Here is a 23,876-nt window from a genome sequence, read left to right on the forward strand (position 1 = left end):
CCATGGACGATCGTTTCAACACAACCGCCGGTTGGGTGCTCTTTTCCGGCATCGTTGCGCTGGGCCTCTCGGTGCTTAGCGGCAAGTATTTCCACGCTGACAAGGAAGACCGCCCGGAACAGCTCGGCTACGTCATCGAAGGAGTCGAAGCTGAAGGTGCAGGCGGCGGTGCTGCCGCTCCCGATTTGGGCACGCTGGTTGCTGCGGCAACCGTCGAGGCGGGCGAGAAGGTCTTCGCCAAGTGCGCGGCCTGCCACACTGTCGCTCAGGGCGGCGCAAACGGCATCGGTCCGAATCTCTGGGCAGTTATGGGCGAACCGATTGGTCAAGGGCGCGGCGGTTATGCATTTTCGCCGGCGCTTTCGGGCCACGGCGGCAGCTGGACTTGGGAAAACATGGACGCATGGCTCAAGAACCCGCGCGCCTTTGCTGACGGCACCAAGATGAGCTTCGCGGGCCTCAACAAGCCGGAAGAGCGCGCCGCGCTGATGGTCTATATGGAAAGCATGGGCGGCGCACCGGCGCGTCCGGCTCCGGTTGTGGCCGAAGCGGCTCCCGCTGAAGAAGCCGCTGCCGAAGGCGAAGCAGCCGCTGAAGGCGAAGAGGCGGCACCGGCCGCCGAAGCGGGCGCATAAGCCTCATTGAAAAGGTCCCTATGGACAGTCGAGGGCCGTGCGACCTGCTCGCGCGGCCCTTGTCGCATCTGCGGTCGGGCAGCTGTTCTGGCCCTTGAAGCCTTGCGCCACGACATACCATTCGGATGAGCCCTTGCGGCTCGCAGGGGGCTTGGCATGTTTGACCGTCTTGAAGTGCGATTTGAGCAGCGCCAGCAAATCGCTGTCGGTGCCGCCAGCCAGCACCTTGGCCACGAAGGTGCCGCCTTCGGCCAGGTTCTCGATCGCGAACCACGCCGCTGCTTCGACCAGCCCCATGGTGCGCAGATGGTCGGTCTGCTTGTGGCCCACGGTGTTCGCCGCCATGTCGGACAGCACGAGGTCTGCCTTGCCGCCCAGCGCATCCTCCAGCGCCTTGGGCGCGGCATCGTCCATGAAGTCCATCTGGAAGATTGTGACGCCTTCGATCGGCTCGGTCGGCAGCAGGTCGATCCCCACCACGGCGGCCTTGGGGGCGAGCTTGCGCACCACTTGGCTCCAGCCGCCCGGTGCGATGCCGAGATCGACCACGCGTTGCGCCCCGCGAATCAGCCCGAAGCGCTCGTCTAGTTCGATCAGCTTGTAGGCTGCGCGGCTGCGATAGCCTTCGGCCTTGGCCTGCTTGACATAGGGATCGTTGAGCTGGCGCTCTAGCCAACGTGTCGAGGATGCGGTGCGCCCGCGCGTGTTCTTGACCCGTTTGTCGGGATTGCGGCCTGCGCGGCTCATTTTGCTCGCTCCTGTGCGGGGTCGCGTGCCGGCCATGCCGGGCGATTCTCGTGCAGCGGGTGGGGATGGGCGAGTTCATGCGCCATCAGGCTGCGCAAGATGCCTTCTCGAATCCCGCGGTCGGCCACGCCCAGCCGGGTTGCGGGCCAGATGTCGAGAATCGAATCGAGGATCGCGCAACCGGCCACCACCAGTTCCGCCCGGTCGCGCCCGATGCAGGGCAATTCGCTGCGTTCCTCGGGCGACATCCCGGCCAACCGCGTCGTAATGCCGCGCATCGACTGGGCTGGCACGATCAGTCCGTCGACGGCATTGCGGTCATATTGCAGGAGCTCGAGGTGGAGGCTCGCCAGCGTCGTGACCGTGCCGCTGGTGCCCAGCAATCGCAAATCGCCCTGCTCGGCTGCGGGCGCGATGCGCTTGGCGAAGGCGGAAAAGCTGTCGCTCACGACCCGGCGCATTTCGGCATAGCGGGCTTCGCGTTGGGCTGGGTCGCCTTCGACCCTGCCGACGGTATCGGTAAGCGACACCACGCCCCAGGGCACGCTCAGCCAGTCGCGCATTTCGGGCACGCCGCCGCCCTGTTCGAGCAGCACCAGCTCGGTCGAGCCGCCGCCGATGTCGAAGATGATCGCGGGGCCGGTGCCGGGCTCGAGCAGGATCTGGCAGCCGAGCACAGCCAGACGCGCCTCTTCCTCGGCGCTGATGATATCGAGCGCGATCCCGGTTTCCTCGCGCACGCGGGCGATGAATTCCTCGCCATTGGTGGCGCGGCGGCAGGCCTCGGTCGCGACCGAGCGGGCGAGGTAGACGTTGCGGCGGCGCAGCTTTTCAGCGCAGATCGTCAGCGCCTGGAGCGTGCGATCCATCGCCGCGTCGCTCAGCCTTCCGCTTTTGGCGAGCCCTTCGCCCAGTTTTACCACGCGGCTGAAGGCGTCGATCACGGTGAAGCTGTCGCCCGTGGGGCGGGCGATCAGCAGGCGGCAGTTATTGGTGCCCAGGTCGATCGCAGCATAGGACTGGCCCGGTCGCGGACCCCAGCCCGTGGCGGGTTTGCCGCCGCTTTGGCGTTCTGGCGGGCGATTCGCTTGTTTGGGAGCGCGTTCGCCCTTGGGCGGCTGCGACGAAGGCTTCCCGCGCGCATTCGTATGGCGCGAAGACCTGTTTTCCTTGGGCTTGGCGGGGCGCTTGTAGCGAAAATCGGCTACCTTGCCGGACTTGCCGCCCTTTCTGTTGCCAGCCCTCTTGTTACCGTCCGGCGGAGAAAAATCCGCCATATTCAATACTTTCTTTCCTCCCGCCGCTGTTCACGCACGGGGACCTGAGCTCTGGTTAGCGCGTGGGAGGGCGCGGGGCAAGCCACGCGGGATGTTGGCCTTGACCTGAAGGCTGGCGGAAACTAGATGCACGCACCGCTTGAGCAGGGCCGCAATGGCTCCGCCGGGCAATTGCCCCGTCGTCTAATGGTAAGACTACGGACTCTGACTCCGTCAATTGAGGTTCGAATCCTCACGGGGCATCCAACCTGCCAAAAAGCCAGCCTGAAGGGCGGCCGCTGCGCGGCCTAATCGCGTTGCGCGTCGTTGAAGCCCGACAGACCGAGCGGACTGAACGGCCCCATGATCAGCTGCTCGAACACACCGATCCCGGTTTCCTCGGGCGCCAGCACTTGTGTGATCATCTGCACATGCAGGTTCTCGGGTGCGAGCGGATCGAGCGAAGCCAGCTCGAAATCCTCGCGCGCCACTCTCAGCGGCCCATGATGCAGGCCGTGGCTCCATTCGGGGTGGGTATAGCCAAGCCCTTTCATTTGGAACCGCCCCAGCATTTCGAAGGTCACCTGCTCGGGCGCGCCCATCAGCGCGAGCGAAAGCGTGCCCCCGCTGGGCCAGCGCGTGCCCGGTGCCAGCCGGGTGCGCATCGATCCGTCGCCTTCGGCAATGCCGGCCGCGCTCGCGCCATCGGGCGCCCAGGCCGCGCGCGTGTTCCACGCTTCGCCATGCGCATCATTGTTGACGTGGAAGAACATGCTGCCCTGCTCGAAATTGACCGGGGTCCATTGCCAGAAGAAGCCCGGCAAGGGCGCGCCGGGCATCGGTTGCGTGTCGCGCGTGCCGATCGGGCGAACCCCCCAGCTGCGGTCGCGGGTTCCCATGGTTCCCGCCGCCATCTCGTGCCGCGCACCGTCGAGCGCGATCCAGCCTTCGAAATGGCCGTTCTGGGTCATCCGCGTATAGTCCATGAAGGCGCGCGGCCCGATCCGGTGGATGAAGCGCGGCTCCTCGATCGGGAAGGCTCTGCCGGTGAAGGTGAATTCGCCGGCGATGCCATGGCTTTCCTCGATCGTGACTTTCAGCCGTTGCAGCGGCTCGACCACTTCGATCGAGATTGGGCCCACGCGCATCGACATCCGCTCCATACCCAGCTCGCAACTGGCATGCAGGCAATACTGGATCCCGTCGCGGATGAAGCTGAAGTGCGCGTCCGCCACATCGAGATGCGGATAGACCCCGAAGGCGAGCGCGAAGAAGCCGCTGCCATCGGGTGCGTAGCCGTTGAAGAAATAGCGGTCGTAAAAATTTCGATCGGTGCCCGAATAGGCGACCGGCTCGGCCGTCTGGTGCAGCGGAAAATCGTCACCCTTGCTCAGTGTCATGGCGTTATCCCTCCTCGAGCAATTGCAGGCTGCCGTGTTCAAGCGCGAGCGCGCAGGCGCCGCGCGCCATCGACAGGAAATTGGCGTCGCCGCGCGGGGTACGCTCGACGAAAGCGGCGCTGAACACTGCGGTTGAGACGCCGTGAAGCGCGCCGAGCACATAATCGCGCCAGATTTCGCCCCGCGTCAACGGCACACCGCGCCGTGTCATCTCGTCGCAATAGAGGTCGAGCAGTTCGGTCTCGTGCTTGCGGCGCAGGCTGTCGCCGATCCCGCAGCCGAGGAAATATCCGATATCGGTGAGCGGGTGGCCGACGCCGAGCGTTTGCCAGTCGAGCACGGCGATCGGTTCGGCGCCATTGCCGATGCCGAACAGCATGTTGTCGAGCCGGAAATCGCCATGGACCAGCGAGACTTGCGGGTGCGAACGGGCCATCCATGTGCCATTCGCGGCCAGCCGCTCGCAGATATCCATGAATTCGGGCTCGAGCGTATCGGCATAGCGTTCGCGGAACAGTGCCTGTGCGCCCGGATAGAGCGTACGGACCTGCGACGTCGCTGCCGGGTCAGGGAGCAGCCAGTCGAGTTCGAGGATCGCCGGATTGCGCCATGAAGGGGCATGGATGCCCGCGGCCTGCGCGATGGCGTGGCGCGCATCCTCTATGCTGCATCCCTCAAGCTGGTTGCCGCCGCGCTGCGGAGCAAGGTCTTCGAACAGCAGGATGAAGTTGCCGCCATCCTCGCTCACTTCGGCGGCATAGGTGGCGGGCACGCGCACTTCGAGTTGCGGCGCGATCTCGCGGTAGAAGCGGACTTCCTTGGCGTAGAGCCCCAGCATGGCGGCGGTTCCACGGCTGGTGGGGTCTGCGGCAGGGAACTTGCCCGCCAGTGTCGCGGGGCCCGCGCCCGGCGGGTCATATTCGAGATGGAAGCGCGCGCTGTCGCCCACCTGGCCGGTGCCGATCGCTTCCCAGCGAACCGCCGTGATCCGGCCATCGCCCAACAGCCCCGCCTGGCGCAGCCGCTCAGCGAGCCAGTCGCCACTCACCTCATCCGGATGTGACGGGAATCCCGTCATAAGTTTCTCTCCTCGCGCGCAGCATATGGCGCGCCCTGAGCCCCGGCAATGGCGCTTTTGGGGAGGGTTGCGAAGGTGGCTTGCCCGAACCTTCGCCCCCGCCTAATGCTGTGATTATGAACGAAGAAAACACAGAACATGACCTGGTAGACCACAAGTTCTACCACGCCGGGCAGGAAGCTGCCTTCCTTGAAGGCAAGGATCCCGGCACCCCGCAAACGCGGCATCCGGCATACCGCCTGGCCTATGCCGATACCGATTTCCTGCTGCGCGACGAGTTGCGGCCGGTGCGCTTCCAGCTTGAGCTGCTCAAGCCGGAAATGCTGCTGGAAGAGGCGGGAATCGGCTCGACACTGGTAATCTACGGCTCGGCCCGCATTCCTTCGCCTGAAGAGGCTGAGAAGCTGGTCGCCGAAGCCGATGAAGAGCGCCGCCCGATTGCCGAGCGGCTGGCCGCCAAGTCGAAATATTACACCGAATCCTACAATCTGGCCCGTCGCGTCAGTGAGCTTGCGATCGTCGAGGATGGCAAGCGCCAGTTTGTGATTTGCTCGGGCGGCGGGCCGTCGATCATGGAAGCCGCCAATCGCGGCGCCAGCGATGCCGGTGCGGAGTCGATCGGGCTGAACATCTCGCTCCCGCACGAACAATATCCCAATTCCTACGTCACGCCCTACCTCAGCTTCCAGTTTCACTATTTCGCTCTGCGCAAGATGCATTTCCTCCTGCGCGCGCGTGCGGTGGCGGTGTTCCCCGGCGGCTTCGGCACGCTCGACGAATTCCTCGAGCTGCTCACGCTGATCCAGACCGGCAAGATGAAGCCGATCCCGGTGCTGCTGTTCGGCAAGGAATTCTGGACCAGCGTCGTCAATTTCGAAGCGCTGGTCGAAGCGGGCACGATCAACCGCGCCGATTTGGACCTGTTTCACTGGTGCGAGACGGCGGAAGAGGCATGGTGCCACATCGCCGAGTTCTACAACCTGAAGTGCTGAGCAGGAGCTAGCTGCCCCTTACGGCCTGGTGGCCGAGCGGGCCGCTCCCAGCGCCGAAGCCGGGTGCCGCCTCGATCGCGCGATAGACGAAACTGCGCGCCAGCGTGATCGCGTGTTCGATCGGCTGGCCGTGGCCTAGCAGCGTCGCGATCGCAGCCGATAGGGTGCAGCCGGTGCCATGGGTGTGGCGCGTGTCGAGCCGCCGATGGCTGTATTGCAGTGCCTTGCCATCCGGGGCGACCAGCATGTCTATCACCTGCTGCGCGTCGGTATGCCCGCCCTTGGCCAGCACATACGTGCCATAGGTTCGAGCAAGCTCGCCAGCTGCGCGCTCCATCAATCCGCTATCGCGCAATTCGCGCTCGGCCATGTGCTCGAGCTCGGGCAGGTTCGGAGTGATCAGCGTAGCCCGCTCGAACAGCAGGTCTTCGATCGCGGCCATGGCGTCCGGGGCGATCAGCGGCGCACCCGAGGTTGCAATCATCACCGGGTCGAGCACGACGGGAACCTTCTCAGGCAAATTGTCGAGCGCGGCGGCCACGTGTTCAATGATATCGCGATCGTGAAGCATGCCGATCTTGATCGCATCGACCCCGATGTCATCCACGCAGGAGTCGATCTGCTGCCGCACGAAGGAGCCCGACAACGGCGTGATTGCCTGCACGCCAACCGTGTTCTGCGCGGTCGCGGCAGTGATCGCGGTCATGCCATAACCGCCGAGCATGGCGATCGTCTTGAGGTCGGCCTGGATCCCTGCGCCGCCCGACGAATCCGAACCGGCGATGCTGAGGATGCGGGGCGGGGGCTTGCTGCTCATCCCTTATGCTTGCGCTCGGTCGAGGGCGGGAATTTCGCATGCAGCTTCTTCGCGCGCGTCGGCCGGTCCATCAGCTCGCCGCCGCAATTGGGGCAGGCATCGTCGAGTGCATCGGCGCACTCGGCGCAGAATGTGCATTCGAAGCTGCAGATAAACGCGCCGTGAGCCTCAGCCGGGAGGTCCGCACCGCAACGTTCGCAATCGGGCCGCATTTCGAGCATCAGCCTGCCTCCTTCACCGCGGCGCAGATGCGGTCGACCACCGCTTCGACCTGGCTCGCATCGTCGCCTTCGGCCATGACACGGATCACCGGTTCAGTGCCTGAAGGCCGGATCACGAGGCGGCCCTTGCCAGCCAGCTCGGCCTCGGCTTCGGCGATCACCGCCTTGACGGTGGCGTTCTCGAGCGGCGCACCGCCGCCGTAGCGCACATTCTTGAGCAGCTGCGGCACCGGGTCGAACAGATGCAGCAATTCGCTGGCCGGTTCTCCCGAGCGTACCAGACCCGCCAGAACACGCAGTGCGGCAACTGTGCCATCGCCGGTGGTGGCATGATCGAGCAGGATCATGTGGCCCGATTGCTCCCCGCCCAGGTTGAAGCCGCCTTGCTCCATCCGTTCGAGCACATAGCGGTCACCCACCTTGGTCCGCTCGAGTGTCAGGCCGATCCCGGCGAGATAGCGCTCGAGCCCAAGGTTCGACATCACCGTGGCGACCACGCCGCCACCTTGCAGTGTGCCCTTTTCGAGCATGCGCGTGGCGATCAGTGCCATCAGCTGGTCGCCATCGACCTTCTGCCCCTTCTCGTCGACCACGATCAACCGGTCGGCATCGCCATCGAGCGCGATACCTACGTCGGCTCCGGTTTCGAGCACCTTGGACTGCAAGGCCTCGATCGCGGTCGAGCCGACCCCGGCATTGATGTTGAGCCCATTGGGGCTGACGCCGATCGGGATGACTTCCGCGCCCAGCTCCCAGATTGCCGTGGGAGCAACCTGGTACGCCGCGCCGTTAGCGCAATCGACCACGACCTTGAGCTGGTCGAAGCGGATATCGGATGCGACCGATTGCTTGACTGCGTGGATATAGCGGCCCGCTGCGTCGTCGACGCGCCGGGCGCGCCCGATCTTCGCAGATTCGGCCAGTCGCGGTTCCTGCTCCATCAATCGTTCGATCGCGATCTCGTCTTCGTCCGAAAGCTTGAACCCGTCGGGCCCGAACAGCTTGATGCCGTTGTCCTCATAGGGATTGTGGCTGGCAGAGATCATCACGCCCATGTCGGCGCGCATCTCGCGCGTGAGCATGGCGATGGCAGGCGTGGGCAGCGGGCCAGTGAGAATCACGTCCATGCCCACGCTGGTGAAGCCCGCCACCAGCGCGTTTTCCATCATGTAGCCCGACAGACGCGTATCTTTGCCGATCACGACGCGGTGGCGGTGGTCGCCGCGCATGAAGTGCGCGCCTGCGGCCTGCCCCACGCGCATGGCGGTGGCGGCCGTCATCACCCCGTCATTGGTCCGGCCCCTGATCCCGTCAGTGCCGAAGAACTTGCGTGCCATTGCGATCCTGTCCCTACCTTTGATGTGCGGCCAATTGCCAGCCGCTTGTGGCGTGGTTATCGCGTGATGGGAAGGGCAGGAAGGGCACTAATTGACCAAGACACAGACAAGCCGCTTCGAACTGGTTCGGATCGAGCTACCCGTCGCATGGACGTTCGCAGGGCTTGTGGCCGGGCTGGGGCTGGGAACCATTCTCTCTGGCGGTGCCATGATCGACAGCGTGGTCGAATGGACAGCGCCTATCGGCACGCTTTGGCTGCGTGCCTTGCAGATGACGATCATTCCGCTGGTCGCGGCGCTGCTGGTGCTCGGGATCGCCCAGATGGCCGCTGCCGCGCGCGCCGGTGCCGCTGCCCGGCGCATGCTGCTGCTGGTTTTCGCGCTGCTGACTTTGGGCGGGATCATCACCGCTACGGTGATGCCATGGCTGCTCGAACTGGCGCCGATTCCCGCTTCGGCTTCGGCTTTCCTTGCCCATACGCCTGAGCAGGCGCAGCAATTGCCGTCATTGGCCGATTTCGTCGCCTCGCTGGTTTCGCCCAATATCGTAGCGGCCGCCGCGGAAACGGCTATGCTGCCCTTCACCATTTTCTTTGCTTTGCTGGCGGTGGCGATATCAAAGTTGTCAGAGGGCCAGCGGGCCAGCTTGCTGGGCTTTTTCCACGCTCTGGCCAATGCCATGCTGATCATCATCGGCTGGGTGCTTTGGCTCGCACCCGTGGGGGTGTTCGCGCTGGGGTTGGGTGTCGCCGCCCAGGCCGGAGGCGGGGCCTTCGGCGCGCTGCTGCACTACATTCTGGTAGTTAGCGCAATGGGCGGCTTCGTGCTGCTCGGCGCTTATGTCCTCGCCTGGATCATTGGCGGGATCGCTCCCTGGCGTTTCGCCAGGGCCATGCTGCCTGCGCAGGCGGTGGCGCTCTCGACGCAGAGCTCGCTCGCCAGCCTTCCCGCCATGCTCGACAGTTCAGGTCGCCTCGGGTTGCGACAGAGCACTGCGGAATTCGTTCTGCCACTGGCGGTAGCGATCTTCCGGGCGACCAGCCCGGCGATGAACCTCGCCGTGGCGATCTACGTTGCCTATCTCGCGGGGATCGAACTCACTCCCACGCTTCTGGCGGCGGGGATCGGTGTGGCGCTGATCATCAGCGTCGGTTCGGTCAGCCTGCCGGGCTCGATCAGCTTCGTGGTTTCGATCGGGCCGATCGCGTTGGCGATGGGCGTGCCGATTGAGCCGCTCGCGCTGCTGGTGGCAGTGGAGATGCTGCCCGACATCATGCGCACGCTTGGCAATGTGACCATGAACGTAGCGGTGACCAGCGCGGTCGATCGCGTCCAGCACGACTGAATTCGCGCCCTCGCACGACCGATTGCAATCTTTGCAAGGTGAACCGTGCAACCATCGCACGCGCTATGCGTTGTGGTGAATGAAGTCATTCAATTCGTTAAAGAAAGGGTGTCATCATGGCTTTCAATCTGATCCCCCTGCCATATGAACCGGCTGCGCTCGATCCGGCGATCTCAGCTGAGACGCTGGGATTCCACCACGGCAAGCACCACCAAGCCTATATCGACAAGACCAATGCCGCGATCGAAGGCACAGAGCTTGCCGACAAGTCGCTCGAAGCGGTGATCGCGAACGCGCGCGGGGTGAACCAGGGGTTGTTCAACAATGCCGCGCAAAGCTGGAACCACGGCTTCTATTGGCATTCGCTCAGCCCTGCAGGCGGTGCGCCTTCGGGCGATCTGGCGGCCAGGATCGATGAAGCGTTCGGCTCTCTCGATGCGCTTAAGGATCAGCTGAAGGCGCGTGGCGCTGGGCACTTTGCCAGCGGCTGGGTATGGCTGGCTGAAAAAGGCGGCAAGCTGTCGATCGAGGAAACGCATGATGGCGATACGCTGGTCGACAGCGGCTTCAACCCGCTGCTGACGATCGACGTGTGGGAACATGCCTATTATCTCGATCACCAGAACAAGCGCCCGGCCTATCTCGACGCGGTGATCGACGGGAGGTTGAATTGGGCTTTCGCCGCGGAAAATCTGGCGCGTGGAACCGTCTGGATCTATCCCGCCTGATCAGTCTCCGGCGGGTTCTTCCTGCCGCGCGGCAACTTCGTCTAGCTCGTCGAGGATTGCACGGTGCGCCTCGGCATCGTCGGTGGAGCGTTGGGGGATTGAGCCGTCCTCAAGCATTGCGGTGAGGGCGGCGCGGGCGCGCCCCACACGGCTCTTGATCGTGCCGACGGCGCAGCCGCAAATCGTGGCTGCTTCCTCGTAGGAAAAGCCACCGGCGCCGACCAGCAACAGCGCTTCGCGCCGCTCGGGCGGCAGGGACTGAAGCGCGCGTTGGAGATCGGCGAGATGGATCGGGTCTTCCTGCCCGGCGGGGGCAACCAGTATCCGTTCGGCCACGGTCTCGTCATATTCGCCGCGGAAGCGGTTGCGTCGCATGTCGGTGAGATAAGCGTTACGCAGGATCACGAAGGTCCACGCCCGCATCGAGGTGCCCGGTTCGAACCGGTCCTGCGCGGCCCAGGCCTTGAGCATGGTTTCCTGGACAAGGTCGTCGGCCATGTCGGGGCGGCCGCATAGCCCGCGCGCAAAGGCGCGCAGGTGCGGGATCACCGCGGCCAGCTCGCGCTTGAAGTCGGCCGCCTCGGAGAGGCTACGCTTGCTCCCTGACATTATGACGATCCATTCGGCGAGGGATCATCAAGCCTGTCTAGCAAATCCTTGAAACTGTCGGGCAAAGGCTCGTCGACGACCGAATCGTAAAGCGCGCGAAGCCCTTCGGCCCATTCGGGCCTGGCGTCATCGCCTTTGGAATGCGCGCGGCTGCCCTGCGCTTTCGCCTTGCCTGGCTGTTGCTTGTCCGCTGCCATGCCGTTGCCCGCGCCTTGTCCTTCCTTGCCCCCAATTGCCATCCAGGGACCACTAGCCCGGATCGCGCGTTTGTGGAACGATAGTTGCCTTCTCTGGTTCCCATCCTACCAAGGGGGAAGGGAACCCATCGCCATGCATGGTAGCACTGAAACGCGAGTCGAAAAGGAGCGGCAAGGCAGGGCCGGCCGTTGGCTCGTGCGTTTTCCGCGTGGCGTGCCGGTGGCGATCTTCCTGGCCATAGCCTTGATCACCGCGCTTAGCGTCGTCGCGATCGAAGCGGGCGAGGATCGCCGCGAGCGTGCGATCATGCGCGAAGTCGCGCAATCAGTCGCTTCGGCGCTCGATCGTCGTGGCAATGCGACCGAGGCTTATCTGCGGGCAGGATCGGCGCTGTTCGCAACTGCCGATGAAGTCAGGTTGCCACTATTCCGCCGCTTCGCCAGCGAATTGCGGCTCGATGCAGACCGGCGGGGATCGGAAGGGATCGGCTGGGCGGAAGTCGTCCGTCGCGAAAATCTCGAGGAGTTCGAGCGCGCCGTTCAGGCCGAGCGAATGGGGCCGTTCGAAGTGCGCAGCGAACCCGGCGCGATCGGCGATGTGCTGGTACCGGTCACATTCCTCAAACCCGATACAGAACGCAATCGCCGCGCGCTTGGCTTTGATCTCTATTCCGACCCGGTCCGACGCGAAGCGATGGACGAGGCCGCGCGAATGATACGGCCAACTGCAACCGGCAAGCTGGTGCTCGCGCACGCATCTGGCGACGATGCGACCGGCTTCATCATCTTCATGCCGGTATTCGAAAGCGGGGAGGGCGGTCGCCAGCTCATGGGCTTCATCTACAGCCCCTTCGATGCGCAATATTTCCTGACTTCTGCAATGGACATGCTGGCGCATCGGCAAATGGGCGTGCGCCTGTATGACGGGCCCGCTGACCGCGCCAATCTGTTGGCCGAACATGCGCCCGAGCAGGAATCGGGCAACCGGATAGAACAGCAGATCCGCATCGCGAATCGTCCGCTCCTGATCGAGATCGAGTCCGCGCGAATGGGTACGCTTTCACCACTGTCGATGGCGACCTTGTTGTTCGGGCTCGCTGTGGCCAGCCTGCTGATGATGCTTGCGCGCCTGCTCACGAGGCAAGCCTTGGAAGATCAGGCCTCACTGGCGTTCTTCGAAGAGCAGAACTCGATCCGCAATTCGCTGACGCGCGAGCTCAACCACCGGGTCAAGAACACGCTGGCCAGCATCCTGTCGATCATCTCGCTCACCCGCAGGAGGACCGACGATCTCGACGAGTTCGCTGACGGGCTTGAAGGCCGGGTGAGGGCACTTTCGGCCACGCATGACCTTTTGACCCAGTCGGATTGGGGCACGACGCCGGTAAGCTCGGTGATCGAAGCGGAACTGGCCCCCTATTCCGGGGGGGATGCCGACATCCGGTTGGACGGCCCGGCGATCGAGCTGGCCCCCAATGACGCGCTTTCACTTGGGCTGGCGATCCACGAACTGGCTACCAATGCCGCCAAATATGGCGCGCTGAGCCAGCCCGGCGGCAGCGTGACGATTGAGTGGGAACTCGAAGCCGAGGAGTTGGTGAAGTTGCGCTGGATCGAGCGTGGCGGGCCGAGAGTCGATCCCGAACGCAAGTCGGGCTTCGGGACAGACCTGATCCAGAAGATCGTGGCACACGAGTTGCGCCAGCCTGTCGAGCTGCGCTTCGATCCCGAAGGCGTCAGTTGCACATTGCGCGTTCCGGTGCGCGTGCGCGGTGCCTTCCAGATTCGCGAGCGGCTGGCCCGGCTGTCGGATTGATCCGGGGCGGAGCGCTCAGGCGCTAGCGGTGTTGGACTTGAAAAACAACGCTTGGCTGATCGCGGTCCGCACGACACGTTCCTGGAAGGGCTTGGTCACCAGATAGGTGGGCTCGGGCCGGTCACCCGTAAGCAGCCGTTCGGGATAGGCAGTGATGAAGATCACCGGCACATCGCCGATCGAAAGGATATCGTCCACCGCGTCGAGGCCGGATGAACCGTCGGCAAGCTGGATGTCGGCCAGCACCAGCCCGGGCATGGCGTCGGCAATCGCCTCTTGCGCCTGCGTGCGGGTCGCGGCGGTTCCGAACACGTCGTGCCCAAGAGATTTGACAAGGTCTTCGAGCTGCATCGAAATGAGTGGTTCGTCTTCGATGATGAGCACATTGGTGGCCGCTTCGCGATCTATCTCGGCGATCGCTTCGGCGACCAGCCGTTCGACTTCGGCAGCGTCGATGCCCAGGATTTCCCCAGCCTGTGCCGTACTGAATTCCTCAAGCGTGGTCAGCAACAGTGCCTGTCGGCTCGTCGGCATAACTGCGCTGAGCGCGGCCTGCGCTGCCCCTTCGCGCCCTTTCGCAATGCTCGCTCCTGCAGCGGCATCATCGGCATGCGCGGACCAAAGCTGCGTGAAGGCGCGGTATAGCGGGACGCGCCCTTCGGCTAGGCTCGACTTGATCCCGGGATCGGCCAGCGCGGCTTCGAGCGTCGCGCGCACGAATGCGTCCCCGCTTTCCTGCGATCCCGTCAGGGCGCGTGCATAACGCCGCAAGTAGGGCAGGTTGGCTGCGACCTTACTGCTCAGTGACATCGGATACCTTCCCGTGCGCTCCAGTGCCTGTAACGGATGCTGCAGGCTTCGGTTCCGTCATGGGGCGATAGCAAACGCTCCCCGAAAGTGCCCCAAAAAAAATCGCAACATGCCGGGAACCGGCAGCGTGGCCGCTCATTTGAAGTGTGTCACCGCCGAGACCCCCTCCCGTCCAAGCGGTTGGTGACACGATCCCCGGCCTCCGTCCGCAAGGGCGGAGGCCATTTTTTTCGGTCGTCGGATCGGGATTCAGCCCAACCGCTTTTCGAACACGATATATTCGCGGTTGATCTTGCTATCGATCGCGTCGGCAATGGCGACCATTCCCTGATTGTCGTCGAGGATCCAGCCGATCTCACCGCGCTTCGAGCCATAGATTCCGGCGGCATTCTTGCGGATCTGGCTGATCATCATGAAGGCCAACTGGCTCGCGACGCGCGAATTGTGCAGTTCCTTTTTCACTCCCATCAGCGGCACGCGCATGCCCGCACCCTTGGGGAAGCGCAGCCAGCGCAGCAGGTGAAACCAGCCGAACGGGAACAGTTTGCCTTTGATCCGCGCCAGCACACGGTTGATGTCGGGGAAAGTCAGCATGAAGGCGACCGGCTCGCCATCGAGTTCCGCTACCATGTTGAGCGGTTCGAAGATGATCGGGCGCAGCTTCTTGCCTGCATAGGCGACTTCTGCGGGCGTGAAAGGGACGAAGCCCCAGTTCTTCGACCATGCGTCATTCAGGATGTCGAGCACTACCGCGACTTCCTCGTCCCAGCGGCTCTTGTCGACCGGCCGGATCTTGATCCGTTCGTTCCGCTCGCCCGACTTGACGATGCGCTGGATCAGCGGCGGAAATTCCTTCGACACGTCGAGGTCATAAGTCAGCAGCGATTTGGCAGCGGCATAGCCATAGCTTTCGATCCAGCCGCGATAATGCGCGGGGTGGTGCCCCATCATGATCATGGGGGCATGGTCCTGCCCGCGCACCAGCAGCCCAGGTTCTTCCCAGATAGACATCGAGATCGGGCCGAGCACGCGGGACATGCCTTCCTTGCGCAACCAGCCTTCGGCAGCGCCCAGTAGTGCATGCGCGGTCGCTTCGTCTTCCGCGTCGAAATAGCCGAACATGCCCGCGCCGGGGCCGAAACCCTGTTCGGCCGGCATTTTGAGCGCCAGTTCGTCTATATGCGCGGAAATCCGCCCGACCGGCTTTCCGCCGCGCCGTGCGACGAAAAGTTGGGCCCGGGCATGTCCGAAGAAGGGGTTCTTGCCGGGATCGACCAGTTCGATCTGCTCGCTGCGCAATTGCGGCACATTGTGCGGCTCGCGCGCTGCGAAGGCACGCCCGATATCGACGAATTCGCCGAGGCCATGCTTGCCCGAGACCGGCTCGACCACTAAATTCTGTTCTTCGCTCACACGATGCATCCTGTTCAATCCCGCCAATACCCAGTGCGGGCATTTTGCGCCAAGTCAAGCAAGCCAGTCGATTACACTGTTAGACAGGACTTGTTTGTCCTTACCGCGGTTTCTGCGGTAAAGGTTCTTCCAAGATACAGAAGCATGACCATGGAACAGACCCTCGATCCCAACTCGATGCCGCGCACGCCCGGTGCGCCGGCCACGCGCGCCCAGTTCATTTCCGCCGACGACAAGGAGATGCTGCGCGCTGCACGCGACCTGACCAAGGGCCTCGGCGAAGCGCGCGCTGCCTGGTACTGGCCCGACATGCTGGCTTCGTTGGCGATCGGCTATGGCGCGATGGCCGGGGCAATCCTGGCCGACAATCTGGCGCTCGTCGTTGCGCTGGGGCTGGTTTCGGCGCTGGCGCTCTACCGGGCGCTGATGTTCATCCATGAACTGACCCATATCCACCGCGATGCCCTGCCGGGGTTCCGCACCGCGTGGAACCTGCTGGTCGGCATCCCCATGCTCGTTCCCAGCTTCATGTATGAAGGGGTGCACACGCTCCATCACAAGCGCACGCAATATGGCACTGTTGAGGATCCGGAATATCTGCCGCTCGCGCTGATGAAGCCGTGGAGCCTGCCGAGCTTCGTGCTGATTGCTCTGCTCGCCCCGATCGGGCTGTTGCTGCGCTTTGCCGTGCTTGTGCTGCTTGGGGTTGTGATCCCGCCGCTGCGCCGGCTGGTATGGGAGCGCGCCTCGGCATTGATGATCAATCCCGAATTCCGCCGCAAGCCGCCCGAAGGCGCATTCGCCAAGCGTGTTTTCTGGCAGGAACTCGGCGGGTTCGTGTGGGCCTGGGCAGTGCTCGCTAGCACGCTGTTCATCGGCTGGCGTCCGCTGCTGATCGCGCTGGCGATCGTTTCGCTTACGGCTGTTCTCAACCAGCTGCGTACGCTGGTGGCGCATCTGTGGGAGAATGACGGCGAACCGATGACGGTGACCGCGCAATTCCTGGACAGCGTCAACGTCCCGCCCCCCGGCCTCGCCGCCGAGATCTGGGCACCGGTGGGCCTGCGCTATCACGCGCTGCACCACCTCATGCCCTCGATGCCCTATCACGATCTGCCTGAGGCACACCGACGCCTGAAGGCAGCGCTCGGTGTGAACTCGACCTATGACGGGGCGAACCACTCCGGGATGGTTTCGCTGGTGGCGCGGATTGCGCGCAGCACGATGGGGCAGAAATCGGCCTGACTATTCCTCGGTCCGGACGAGCACTGTCTCGCCCACCAGCAGGAAAAGGAAGAACGGCGCCCAAGCCGCGAGGAAGGGCGGATAACCGCCGAAATTGCCCATCGCGAGCGCGGCATTGTCGATCACGAAATAGGCGAATCCCAGCGCCATGCCGATGATAGCGCGAAGAAACAGTTGGCCCGAACGCGCGAGGCCGAAAGCGGCAATCGCCCCCAGCAGCGGCATCAGGAAGGCCGACAGCGGACCTGACAGCTTGTGCCACCATTTGGCGCGCAATTCTGCGGTGCGGCGGCCCACGGCTTCATAGGCAGCGATCGAATCTGACAGGCTCCAGAAGGGCTGGGTGTCGGGGTCGACCGTGTCGAGCTCGATCTTGTCCGGCGTGAGTTCGCGCCCCACGACCAGTTCCGGCAGCTCCTGAGTTTGGGCGGTGCCGACGTCGAAGCGCTCGGCTTCCTCCAGTTTCCAGCCGGGGGCGGCATAGGTGGCGCGAGCAGCACGGACTTGCGTCAGAATCATCCCGGCATCGCTGCGCGAATACCAGGTCACATCGCGCATGGTGATATTGCTGCCGGTTCCGCTCATGTTCGCCGCCGTCAGCACGCTGGTGCCGTCGGTCAGATAGACATTGGCTCGCACTTCGGAATGTTCCGGCACGGGGCCGTATTCGGCCGCTTCCCAAGCCTTGAGCGTTGCCGTGGAACGGGTCACGACCCGCTCGTTGAAGCCGAAGCTGACCACCGAAACCATAGCCGCCGTTAGCAGCAGGGGAGCGAGTACCTGGTGCGCGGAAAGTCCGGCGGCCTTCATCGCGATCACTTCGCTGTTCTGGTTGAGCGTTACCAGCGTGATGATCGTCGCCAACAGCACCGAATAGGGCAGGAAGCGCGCGATCAGCTGGGGGATTCGCAACAGGGCATAGGTCCACAGCTCGGCTTGGCCATTGCCCTCCACGCTCAGTATTTCGCCGCTGGTCGCCAGCAAGTCGAGCATCATCAGTACAAGCACCAGCATCACCAGCACAGCGAAGATGCGGACGATGAACATGCGCGCGAGGTAGAAGGTGAGCGTGCGCGAAGGGAAGAATTCGAACTGCATGACTTTCGCGCCCTATTCCGCCGGTGCCGTTTCGAGCGCGGCGACCTGGCGCGAATGGCGCCGCTTGAACAATTTGCGCAGCCGCTTGCCCAGCTTGGCCGAAGCCGTTTCGAGCGCGCCGATAGCCTGGCCTCCAGGTACATTGGCCACACGGTGGTACATCCACAGGATCAGGATCGCGAACAACACGAAGGGTCCCCATAGCGCGATGATCGGATCGACCCGTCCCAGCGCGGCGATGTCTTCGCCATACTGGTTCACCTTATGATATGAGACCACCATCACTATCGAAACGAACACGCCTAATGCGCTGGTCGATCGCTTTGGTGGCACCGCGAGCGAAACCGCCAGCAGCGGCATCAACAGCATCATCACCACTTCGACAAGGCGGAAGTTGAAACTGGCCTGGCTCGCATCGCGCTTGGTCTCTGGCTCCTTGTCGCTCCAGCCGATTCGGAGCAGCTCGGGCAGGATGTACTCACGCTCGGCATCGCCGCGTTTGCGGAACTCCTCGATCCGCGGCAGGTCGATCGGCAGGTCGTGACGGGTGAAGCTGAGCACACGCGGCGTGTTGCTGCCGGTATCCTGCACGATCGTGCCGTCGGTCAGGCGAAGGATGATCGTGTCGGGGCTGTCGCTGGTAGCTAGGAATGCGCCTTCGCGCGCGGAGATCGAGAGCACTTGCCCCTTGGTGTTCGAGACCCTTGCGAAGATGCCCTTCAAGCGGCGGCCTTCGTCCTCGCTCTCCTCGATCCTCAGCGCCATCCGGTCTTTCAGCGTGGTGAATTCGCCGACCTTGATCGATGCGCCCAACGCACCCGATCGCAGCTCATATTCCATCTGTTCGTAATAATAGCGGCTGATCGGCTGGACATAGAACACCAGTGCGACATTCACCGCCACCAGCACCAGCGTGATCAAATAGGGCACCCGCAACAGCCGCGTGTAGCCAAGCCCGACTGCGCGCAGCACGTCGAGCTCGCTCGAGACCGCCAACTTGCGGAATGCCAGTAGCACGCCCAGCAACAAGCCCAGCGGGATCGCAAGGCTGGCATATTCGGGGATCAGAGCGCCGAGCATCTTGAACACGACCGAGACGGGGCCGCCTTCGACCGCGACGAAATCGAACAGCCGCAGCATCTTGTCGAGCAAAAGCAGGGAAGCCGCCAGCGCGAACACGCCGAGCATGGGGAATACCACCAGGCGCAGTATGTATCGGTCTATGCTGGGCAGGAATTTGAGCACGTGGTCGCCGAATGTCGCTAGCTATTGCCTCTAGAGCTATCCCTAGCGCGAAAATCTCGCGCGGTCATGCCCCGAAGCGCAGCAAGCTACAGATTACACGGCGTTTGGGAGGGTCAGGCCTTTTCCAGCGTGCACTGGAGCGGGTGCTGGTTCTGCCGGGCGAAGTCCATCACCTGGTTCACCTTGGTTTCGGCCACTTCGTAAGGGAAGATGCCGCAAACCCCGACGCCCTTCTGGTGTACGTGCAGCATCACCCGCGTCGCCTGCTCAAGATCCATCGCGAAGAAGCGCTTGAGGACCATCACCACGAATTCCATCGGGGTGTAGTCGTCATTGAGCATCAGCACCTTGTACTGGCTCGGCTTCTTGGGGCGCGCCTTGGCCTTGGTGGCAATGCCGACTTCATTCTCATTGCCCGGCTCGCCATCACTGCCGCTTGCTGCAATGACAAGCGGTGCGGCCTGCGCCTGGACGACGTGGATAGGAGAAGTGCGGTTCAGCATGTGAGTGCGCAATATCGTATCGCTTGCCTCAATCGCAAGATGGGATGTGCCATCTCATGCAGCATCGCGGTTAACAGCTCGCGAAGCATATGCCGAAAAGGAAGGGCCGGCTGGACTATTGTCCAACCGGCCCTTTGGATTCTGCCGGGGTGGGAGAGGAGAGAGTCCCCGGCCAGAACTTTGGGATGCGCCGAAGGGCTTAGGCAGCCTTCTTGATCTTTTCGGCAGCGAGGCTCACGCGGCTCGAGATCGGCGCGAAAGCGTCGTTGTAGAGCTTCACCAGAGCTTCGGTGTTCTTCGAGCCGAACGAAACGGCTGCGTCGAAGTTGCGGCGCGCGAGTTCACCCTGGAGCTGCAGCAGCTCGGTCGGCGACTTCACGGCAGCCATCTTCTTGAAATCTTCAGTGACGGTTTCGACGACGGTCTTGGTCGCTTCAACTTGTTCGCGGCCGAGGTCCTGCATGCCGGAGAAGAAGATCTTGCCCGATGCGACGACGGCTTCGACGTTGCCCTTGTTGAATTCGTTGACTTCCGAAGCCAGCTCGCCCGACTTGGCAAAGGCGGTCTTCGCGCGGGTCTGTGCGTCGGCCAGGAATTCCTTGGCGGTCTTGCTGAAATCGGTGTTCTTGGCAGTGGCCATGACTTTATCCTTCATCTGGATGAACGGGTTGGTCGGCGCCGCGGTCTTCGCAGCAGCCTTGACGGTCTTTTTCGGTGCAGCCGGCTTGGCAGCAATTTTCTTCGGAGCCGCCTTCTTGGTGACGGTCTTCTTGGCAACCGCTTTCTTGGGCGCCTTCTTGGGGGCAGCGGCCTTTACGACGGTTTTCTTGGCAGGAGCCTTTACCACCGTCTTGGCGGCGACCGGCTGAGCCTTGGGAGCCTCAGCTTCGACCGGCTTTTCGACGGTCTTCTCGCTCAAACCCTTCTTTGCAGCCGCTTCGGCATAGGCCTTTTCGGCGGCAGCATCGATTTTCGCTTTGGCTTCGTCGGCCATGGTAACCTCGCTTTATGTTGCAATGCACAAAATAGGCATTGCAACTGCGAAGTCAAGGGTTTCTTGTGCACTGCACAAAAAACGGGATAGTATAAATATGTGAGGGGGTTAACGCGCCTTCACATAGCGGCCGGGCGCATCTTCGATCACGTGATCGCCCTTGCCGCCGGGCTTGCGCTTGCCACTTGCGGTGACGCGCTTCGCGTCTTGGCCCTCGAGCCATGCCAGCCAATGCGGCCACCAACTGCCCGGATGTTCAGTGGCGCCCGCTATGAATTCAGCGAGCGAACAGGCTTCGCTGTCGCCGGTCCAATATTGGTATTTGCCGGCCGAAGGCGGATTCACCACCCCTGCGATATGGCCCGATCCTGCCAGCAGGAAGGTGAGCGGCCCCTTGAAGTGCTCGGTGATCCGCCAGACGCTTTCGGCAGGGGCGATGTGGTCCTCGCGCCCGGCCTGCACGTAGCTCGGCGTCTTCACCTGCGTCAGGTCGATCGGTGTGCCGTCGGCCGAAAGCGCATCGGGCACCACCAGCCTGTTGTCACGATAGAGGTCGCATAGATATGCGGCGTGCCATTTGGCAGGGAGGTTGGTGACGTCACCATTCCAGTGCAGCAGGTCGAAGGCGGGATAGTCTTCGCCGAGCAGGTAGTTGTTGACGACATAGTTCCAGATCAGGTCCTTGCCGCGCAGCGAATTGAAGGTCGCGGCCAAATAGCGGCCGTCGAGATAGCCTTCGCTCGACAGGCTCTTGATCATGTCGAGGTGCCCGTCGTCGATGAAATGCTTGAGGTCGCCCGCCTTCTCAAAATCGACCTGAGCAGTGAAGAAGGTCGCGCTCTTGACCTTGTCGGCCTCTCCGCGCCGCGCAAGCACCGCCAGCGTGGCGGCCAGTGTGGTGCCAGCCACGCAATAGCCGATCGTGTGGACAGCCGGGACATCTAGCCGTTCGAGCACGGTATCGATCGCGTCGATTTGGGCGCGGATATAGTCGTCCCACACGACGTCCTTCATGCTCGCATCGGCCGATTTCCAGCTCACCACGAATACAGTGATGCCCTGGTCGACCGCCCATTTGATGAAGCTCTTCTTGGGTGTGAGGTCGAGGATGTAGAAGCGGTTGATCCACGGCGGGAAGATTACCAGCGGCACTTCGAGCACCTGCTCGGTCGTGGGGCTGTACTGGACCAATTGGTAGAGCGGCGTCTCGTGCACCACCTTGCCGGGTGTGGCGGCAAGGTTGACCCCCAGTTCGAACGCCTCGGCATCGGTATGCGTCAATTGCCCGCGCTTGAGGTCGTTGATCAGGTGGCGCATCCCCTTGAGCAAGTTCTGCCCTTTTGTCTCGATCGTGCGCTTGAGCACGACCGGATTGGTGAGGATGAAATTGTCCGGGCTCATTGCTTCGACCAGCGCAGTGGTCGCGAATTCGAGCTGTTTGCGCTTTTCGGGCGCGATCCCTTCGACCTTCTTCGCTGCCCCGATGAAGTACTCGGCAATCATCAGATAGGTCTGGTGCAACAAAGCGAAGGCCGGATGCGCGCGCCATTCCTCGGCCGCAAAGCGCCGGTCCTTGCGCGGCAGCTTATCGGCATCGAGCGTATCTTTGCCGCCTGCTCCGCTAAGGAAGCTCCCCATCACGCCTTGCCACACTGCCATGGTGTCGCTGGCCAGCTTCTGTGCAGCTTCGAGCGGAGGCTGCGGCATCTGCTTCGCCATGCCTTGGGCCAGAGTGAGCCATTGCGCCGGATCGAAGGGGTTGGCGCCTTCGCCTTTATCCTGGGTCCGCTCGGCCATGAATTCGAACCACATCGACTGGATTTCGCGCGCGACCTTCGCAAATTCCTGCGCTTCGGCGGTGCCGATCCCGGCCTTCGACCAGTCAGGCAGCGCGTTGGCCGGGAGAAACTGGCCCATCATCTCGCGCATCGCTTCGCCCTGCATGTCGAAGAAAGCACGGAAGGGTTCGTCCGAGCCGCCCCATTGGTCGCTGCCGTCGCTGGCCATCGCTGGTTCGATCCTCTTTATCTGTGCTGCGATGCGGTATAGCGAGAATGCCTTTTCAGTTCGACTACTATTAGCGTAGATTCGTATGCACTGGGCCGGGCAATCATGCCGCGGCTCCAAGGAAGGACCCGGATGGATACCGACTTTTACCGCATGAAGCGCCTGCCACCCTATGTCATCGCCGAAGTGAATGCGATGCGGGCAGCGGCGCGCGCGGCGGGCGAAGACATCATCGATCTGGGCATGGGCAATCCTGACTTGCCGCCGCCGCCGCACGTCATCGAAAAGCTGTGCGAAGTTGCGCAGAAGCCCGACGCGCATGGCTATTCCCAATCCAAGGGCATCCCCGGTCTGCGCCGAGCGCAAGCGAATTACTATGCCCGCCGCTTTGCGGTCGAACTCGACCCTGAGCGCGAAGTGGTGGTCACTATGGGTTCGAAGGAAGGGCTGGCCAGCCTCGCTACGGCGATTACCGCGCCGGGCGACGTGGTGCTGGCGCCCAACCCGTCATATCCGATCCATACCTTCGGCTTCATCATTGCCGGGGCGACGATCCGCTCGGTCCCGACCACGCCTGACGAGAACTACTTTTCCAGCCTGGAGAAGGCGATGGCCTTCACTGTGCCGCGCCCCAGCGTGCTGGTGGTGAACTATCCGTCGAACCCGACCGCGGAAGTCGTCGACCTGGCATTCTACGAGCGGCTGGTAGCCTGGGCACGCGAAAACAAGGTCTGGATCCTGTCGGACCTTGCCTATTCGGAGCTCTATTTCGACGGCAATCCGACCCCCTCGATAATGCAGGTGAAGGGCGCGAAGGATGTCGCGATCGAATTCACTAGCATGTCGAAGACCTATTCGATGGCCGGGTGGCGCATGGGCTTTGCGGTTGGCAACCAGCAGCTTATCGCGGCGATGACGCGAGTGAAGAGCTATCTCGACTATGGCGCCTTCACGCCGATTCAGGCGGCTGCCTGCGCCGCGCTCAACGGGCCGCAGGACATCGTCGAGTCCAACCGCCAGCTTTATCACAAGCGCCGCGACGTGATGGTCGAGGCCTTCGGACGCGCCGGCTGGGAAATCCCTCCGCCGCCGGCATCGATGTTCGCATGGGCGCCGCTGCCGCCGGCATTGGCGCATCTGGGCAGCTTGGAGTTCTCTAAGCAGTTGCTGACCGAAGCGAAGGTCGCTGTTGCGCCGGGCGTCGGCTATGGCGAGAATGGAGAAGGCTTTGTGCGTATCGCCATGGTCGAGAACGAGCAACGCTTGCGACAGGCCGCGCGTAACATCCGCCGCTACCTGAGCAGCGTGGGAGTGAACAGTACGGCTGCGTGATCCTGGTCGATCGCGCGACCGACTAGTTTACCGATTTCCAAGCCTTAGCCG

The 23,876-nt window shown here is 62.9% G+C and carries 23 protein-coding genes and 1 tRNA gene; 8 read left to right on the forward strand and 16 right to left on the reverse strand.

What is annotated here, in order from left to right; all coding sequences use genetic code 11:
* Positions 1-2: 2 nt before the first annotated feature.
* On the forward strand, positions 3-635 hold the full coding sequence (locus VRS74_RS10135; RefSeq protein ID WP_354145143.1) for a c-type cytochrome: 633 nt from the start codon (positions 3-5) through the stop codon (positions 633-635).
* An 18-nt stretch (positions 636-653) separates the two neighbouring features.
* On the opposite strand, the gene VRS74_RS10140 is transcribed toward VRS74_RS10135, so the two are convergent.
* Complete coding sequence (locus VRS74_RS10140) at positions 654-1,382, reverse strand: RlmE family RNA methyltransferase (protein WP_354145144.1); 729 nt, start codon at positions 1,380-1,382, stop codon at positions 654-656.
* Positions 1,379-2,659 (reverse strand): Ppx/GppA phosphatase family protein, encoded by a 1,281-nt coding sequence (locus VRS74_RS10145; RefSeq protein ID WP_354145145.1) that lies wholly within the window; start codon positions 2,657-2,659, stop codon positions 1,379-1,381. Before VRS74_RS10145 ends, VRS74_RS10140 begins: the two co-directional genes overlap by 4 nt.
* Before the next feature lie 172 nt (positions 2,660-2,831).
* Here VRS74_RS10145 and VRS74_RS10150 point away from each other — a divergent pair.
* Positions 2,832-2,905, forward strand: a tRNA-Gln gene (locus tag VRS74_RS10150).
* Positions 2,906-2,946: 41 nt separating this feature from the next.
* Here VRS74_RS10150 and VRS74_RS10155 read toward each other — a convergent pair.
* Together VRS74_RS10155 and VRS74_RS10160 are read right to left on the reverse strand one after the other, a co-directional pair.
* On the reverse strand, positions 2,947-4,038 hold the full coding sequence (locus VRS74_RS10155; RefSeq protein ID WP_354145146.1) for an Rv3169 family protein: 1,092 nt from the start codon (positions 4,036-4,038) through the stop codon (positions 2,947-2,949).
* Between the two features lie 4 nt (positions 4,039-4,042).
* Positions 4,043-5,116 (reverse strand): phosphotransferase family protein, encoded by a 1,074-nt coding sequence (locus tag VRS74_RS10160; RefSeq protein WP_354145147.1) that lies wholly within the window; start codon positions 5,114-5,116, stop codon positions 4,043-4,045.
* A 116-nt stretch (positions 5,117-5,232) separates the two neighbouring features.
* Between VRS74_RS10160 and VRS74_RS10165 the strand changes: the two genes are divergently transcribed.
* Positions 5,233-6,108 (forward strand): LOG family protein, encoded by an 876-nt coding sequence (locus tag VRS74_RS10165; RefSeq protein ID WP_354145148.1) that lies wholly within the window; start codon positions 5,233-5,235, stop codon positions 6,106-6,108.
* Between the two features lie 7 nt (positions 6,109-6,115).
* Here the strand turns inward: VRS74_RS10165 and thiD are convergent, their stop codons facing one another.
* The 3 genes from thiD to glmM are packed head-to-tail and all read right to left on the reverse strand — an operon-like array spanning position 6,116 to position 8,483.
* A complete protein-coding gene (gene thiD / locus VRS74_RS10170) occupies positions 6,116-6,925 on the reverse strand; it encodes a bifunctional hydroxymethylpyrimidine kinase/phosphomethylpyrimidine kinase (protein WP_354145149.1) in 810 nt (269 codons plus the stop codon).
* Positions 6,922-7,146 (reverse strand): DUF1272 domain-containing protein, encoded by a 225-nt coding sequence (locus VRS74_RS10175; protein ID WP_354145150.1) that lies wholly within the window; start codon positions 7,144-7,146, stop codon positions 6,922-6,924. The genes thiD and VRS74_RS10175 overlap by 4 nt, the downstream gene beginning before the upstream one ends.
* Positions 7,146-8,483 carry a phosphoglucosamine mutase gene (gene glmM, locus VRS74_RS10180; RefSeq protein ID WP_354145151.1) on the reverse strand — a complete coding sequence of 446 codons (1,338 nt, stop codon included), beginning with the start codon at positions 8,481-8,483 and terminating at the stop codon, positions 7,146-7,148. Before glmM ends, VRS74_RS10175 begins: the two co-directional genes overlap by 1 nt.
* Before the next feature lie 91 nt (positions 8,484-8,574).
* On the opposite strand from glmM, the gene VRS74_RS10185 reads away from it, so the two are divergent.
* On the forward strand, positions 8,575-9,828 hold the full coding sequence (locus VRS74_RS10185) for a dicarboxylate/amino acid:cation symporter (protein ID WP_354145152.1): 1,254 nt from the start codon (positions 8,575-8,577) through the stop codon (positions 9,826-9,828).
* Between the two features lie 116 nt (positions 9,829-9,944).
* A complete protein-coding gene (locus VRS74_RS10190; RefSeq protein WP_354145153.1) occupies positions 9,945-10,556 on the forward strand; it encodes a superoxide dismutase in 612 nt (203 codons plus the stop codon).
* On the opposite strand, the gene VRS74_RS10195 is transcribed toward VRS74_RS10190, so the two are convergent.
* Together VRS74_RS10195 and VRS74_RS10200 are read right to left on the reverse strand one after the other, a co-directional pair.
* On the reverse strand, positions 10,557-11,165 hold the full coding sequence (locus VRS74_RS10195) for a sigma-70 family RNA polymerase sigma factor (protein ID WP_354145154.1): 609 nt from the start codon (positions 11,163-11,165) through the stop codon (positions 10,557-10,559). It lies immediately after the preceding gene.
* Entirely contained in the window at positions 11,165-11,362 is a 198-nt protein-coding gene (locus VRS74_RS10200; RefSeq protein ID WP_354145155.1) for a NepR family anti-sigma factor, read from the reverse strand. Before VRS74_RS10200 ends, VRS74_RS10195 begins: the two co-directional genes overlap by 1 nt.
* A gap of 133 nt (positions 11,363-11,495) precedes the next feature.
* Here VRS74_RS10200 and VRS74_RS10205 point away from each other — a divergent pair, with 133 nt between their 5' ends.
* The gene (locus tag VRS74_RS10205; RefSeq protein ID WP_354145156.1) at positions 11,496-13,178 is read left to right on the forward strand and encodes a CHASE domain-containing protein; all 1,683 of its coding nucleotides are present in this window, start codon (positions 11,496-11,498) and stop codon (positions 13,176-13,178) included.
* A 15-nt stretch (positions 13,179-13,193) separates the two neighbouring features.
* On the opposite strand, the gene VRS74_RS10210 is transcribed toward VRS74_RS10205, so the two are convergent.
* Both VRS74_RS10210 and VRS74_RS10215 read right to left on the reverse strand, forming a co-directional pair.
* Positions 13,194-13,988, reverse strand: coding sequence for a response regulator (locus VRS74_RS10210; RefSeq protein WP_354145157.1), 795 nt, complete (start codon positions 13,986-13,988; stop codon positions 13,194-13,196).
* A 249-nt stretch (positions 13,989-14,237) separates the two neighbouring features.
* Positions 14,238-15,410: an N-acetyltransferase gene (locus VRS74_RS10215; RefSeq protein ID WP_435521396.1), complete on the reverse strand. Its 1,173-nt coding sequence runs from the start codon at positions 15,408-15,410 to the stop codon at positions 14,238-14,240.
* A gap of 135 nt (positions 15,411-15,545) precedes the next feature.
* Here VRS74_RS10215 and VRS74_RS10220 point away from each other — a divergent pair, with 135 nt between their 5' ends.
* On the forward strand, positions 15,546-16,646 hold the full coding sequence (locus VRS74_RS10220) for a fatty acid desaturase family protein (RefSeq protein ID WP_354145159.1): 1,101 nt from the start codon (positions 15,546-15,548) through the stop codon (positions 16,644-16,646).
* Here the strand turns inward: VRS74_RS10220 and lptG are convergent, their stop codons facing one another.
* The 5 genes from lptG to VRS74_RS10245 all read right to left on the reverse strand — a co-directional run bounded on the left by lptG (position 16,647) and on the right by VRS74_RS10245 (position 22,493).
* Positions 16,647-17,744, reverse strand: a complete 1,098-nt coding sequence (gene lptG / locus VRS74_RS10225; protein ID WP_354145160.1) for an LPS export ABC transporter permease LptG — start codon at positions 17,742-17,744, stop codon at positions 16,647-16,649. It lies immediately after the preceding gene.
* 12 nt (positions 17,745-17,756) lie between these two features.
* Positions 17,757-18,989: an LPS export ABC transporter permease LptF gene (lptF, locus tag VRS74_RS10230; RefSeq protein WP_354145161.1), complete on the reverse strand. Its 1,233-nt coding sequence runs from the start codon at positions 18,987-18,989 to the stop codon at positions 17,757-17,759.
* Between the two features lie 113 nt (positions 18,990-19,102).
* Positions 19,103-19,492 (reverse strand): ATP-dependent Clp protease adapter ClpS, encoded by a 390-nt coding sequence (clpS, locus tag VRS74_RS10235; protein ID WP_354145162.1) that lies wholly within the window; start codon positions 19,490-19,492, stop codon positions 19,103-19,105.
* A 199-nt stretch (positions 19,493-19,691) separates the two neighbouring features.
* Positions 19,692-20,486: a phasin family protein gene (locus VRS74_RS10240; RefSeq protein ID WP_354145163.1), complete on the reverse strand. Its 795-nt coding sequence runs from the start codon at positions 20,484-20,486 to the stop codon at positions 19,692-19,694.
* A gap of 108 nt (positions 20,487-20,594) precedes the next feature.
* A complete protein-coding gene (locus VRS74_RS10245) occupies positions 20,595-22,493 on the reverse strand; it encodes a PHA/PHB synthase family protein (protein WP_354145164.1) in 1,899 nt (632 codons plus the stop codon).
* 132 nt (positions 22,494-22,625) lie between these two features.
* On the opposite strand from VRS74_RS10245, the gene VRS74_RS10250 reads away from it, so the two are divergent.
* The gene (locus VRS74_RS10250; protein ID WP_354145165.1) at positions 22,626-23,825 is read left to right on the forward strand and encodes an LL-diaminopimelate aminotransferase; all 1,200 of its coding nucleotides are present in this window, start codon (positions 22,626-22,628) and stop codon (positions 23,823-23,825) included.
* Positions 23,826-23,876: the final 51 nt, after the last annotated feature.

The organism is Altererythrobacter litoralis, assembly GCF_036324225.1.
In the GTDB taxonomy this organism is placed as follows: Bacteria; Pseudomonadota; Alphaproteobacteria; order Sphingomonadales; family Sphingomonadaceae; genus Erythrobacter; species Erythrobacter litoralis_A.

Coding starts and splice junctions, on each gene's coding strand:
- VRS74_RS10135 (WP_354145143.1), top strand. CDS start 3: ATGGACGATCGTTTCAACACAACCGCCGGTTGGGTGCTCTTTTCCGGC.
- VRS74_RS10140 (WP_354145144.1), bottom strand. CDS start 1,382: ATGAGCCGCGCAGGCCGCAATCCCGACAAACGGGTCAAGAACACGCGC.
- VRS74_RS10145 (WP_354145145.1), bottom strand. CDS start 2,659: ATGGCGGATTTTTCTCCGCCGGACGGTAACAAGAGGGCTGGCAACAGA.
- VRS74_RS10155 (WP_354145146.1), bottom strand. CDS start 4,038: ATGACACTGAGCAAGGGTGACGATTTTCCGCTGCACCAGACGGCCGAG.
- VRS74_RS10160 (WP_354145147.1), bottom strand. CDS start 5,116: ATGACGGGATTCCCGTCACATCCGGATGAGGTGAGTGGCGACTGGCTC.
- VRS74_RS10165 (WP_354145148.1), top strand. CDS start 5,233: ATGAACGAAGAAAACACAGAACATGACCTGGTAGACCACAAGTTCTAC.
- thiD (WP_354145149.1), bottom strand. CDS start 6,925: ATGAGCAGCAAGCCCCCGCCCCGCATCCTCAGCATCGCCGGTTCGGAT.
- VRS74_RS10175 (WP_354145150.1), bottom strand. CDS start 7,146: ATGCTCGAAATGCGGCCCGATTGCGAACGTTGCGGTGCGGACCTCCCG.
- glmM (WP_354145151.1), bottom strand. CDS start 8,483: ATGGCACGCAAGTTCTTCGGCACTGACGGGATCAGGGGCCGGACCAAT.
- VRS74_RS10190 (WP_354145153.1), top strand. CDS start 9,945: ATGGCTTTCAATCTGATCCCCCTGCCATATGAACCGGCTGCGCTCGAT.
- VRS74_RS10195 (WP_354145154.1), bottom strand. CDS start 11,165: ATGTCAGGGAGCAAGCGTAGCCTCTCCGAGGCGGCCGACTTCAAGCGC.
- VRS74_RS10200 (WP_354145155.1), bottom strand. CDS start 11,362: ATGGCAGCGGACAAGCAACAGCCAGGCAAGGCGAAAGCGCAGGGCAGC.
- VRS74_RS10205 (WP_354145156.1), top strand. CDS start 11,496: ATGCATGGTAGCACTGAAACGCGAGTCGAAAAGGAGCGGCAAGGCAGG.
- VRS74_RS10210 (WP_354145157.1), bottom strand. CDS start 13,988: ATGTCACTGAGCAGTAAGGTCGCAGCCAACCTGCCCTACTTGCGGCGT.
- VRS74_RS10215 (WP_435521396.1), bottom strand. CDS start 15,410: ATGCATCGTGTGAGCGAAGAACAGAATTTAGTGGTCGAGCCGGTCTCG.
- VRS74_RS10220 (WP_354145159.1), top strand. CDS start 15,546: ATGACCATGGAACAGACCCTCGATCCCAACTCGATGCCGCGCACGCCC.
- lptG (WP_354145160.1), bottom strand. CDS start 17,744: ATGCAGTTCGAATTCTTCCCTTCGCGCACGCTCACCTTCTACCTCGCG.
- clpS (WP_354145162.1), bottom strand. CDS start 19,492: ATGCTGAACCGCACTTCTCCTATCCACGTCGTCCAGGCGCAGGCCGCA.
- VRS74_RS10240 (WP_354145163.1), bottom strand. CDS start 20,486: ATGGCCGACGAAGCCAAAGCGAAAATCGATGCTGCCGCCGAAAAGGCC.
- VRS74_RS10245 (WP_354145164.1), bottom strand. CDS start 22,493: ATGGCCAGCGACGGCAGCGACCAATGGGGCGGCTCGGACGAACCCTTC.
- VRS74_RS10250 (WP_354145165.1), top strand. CDS start 22,626: ATGGATACCGACTTTTACCGCATGAAGCGCCTGCCACCCTATGTCATC.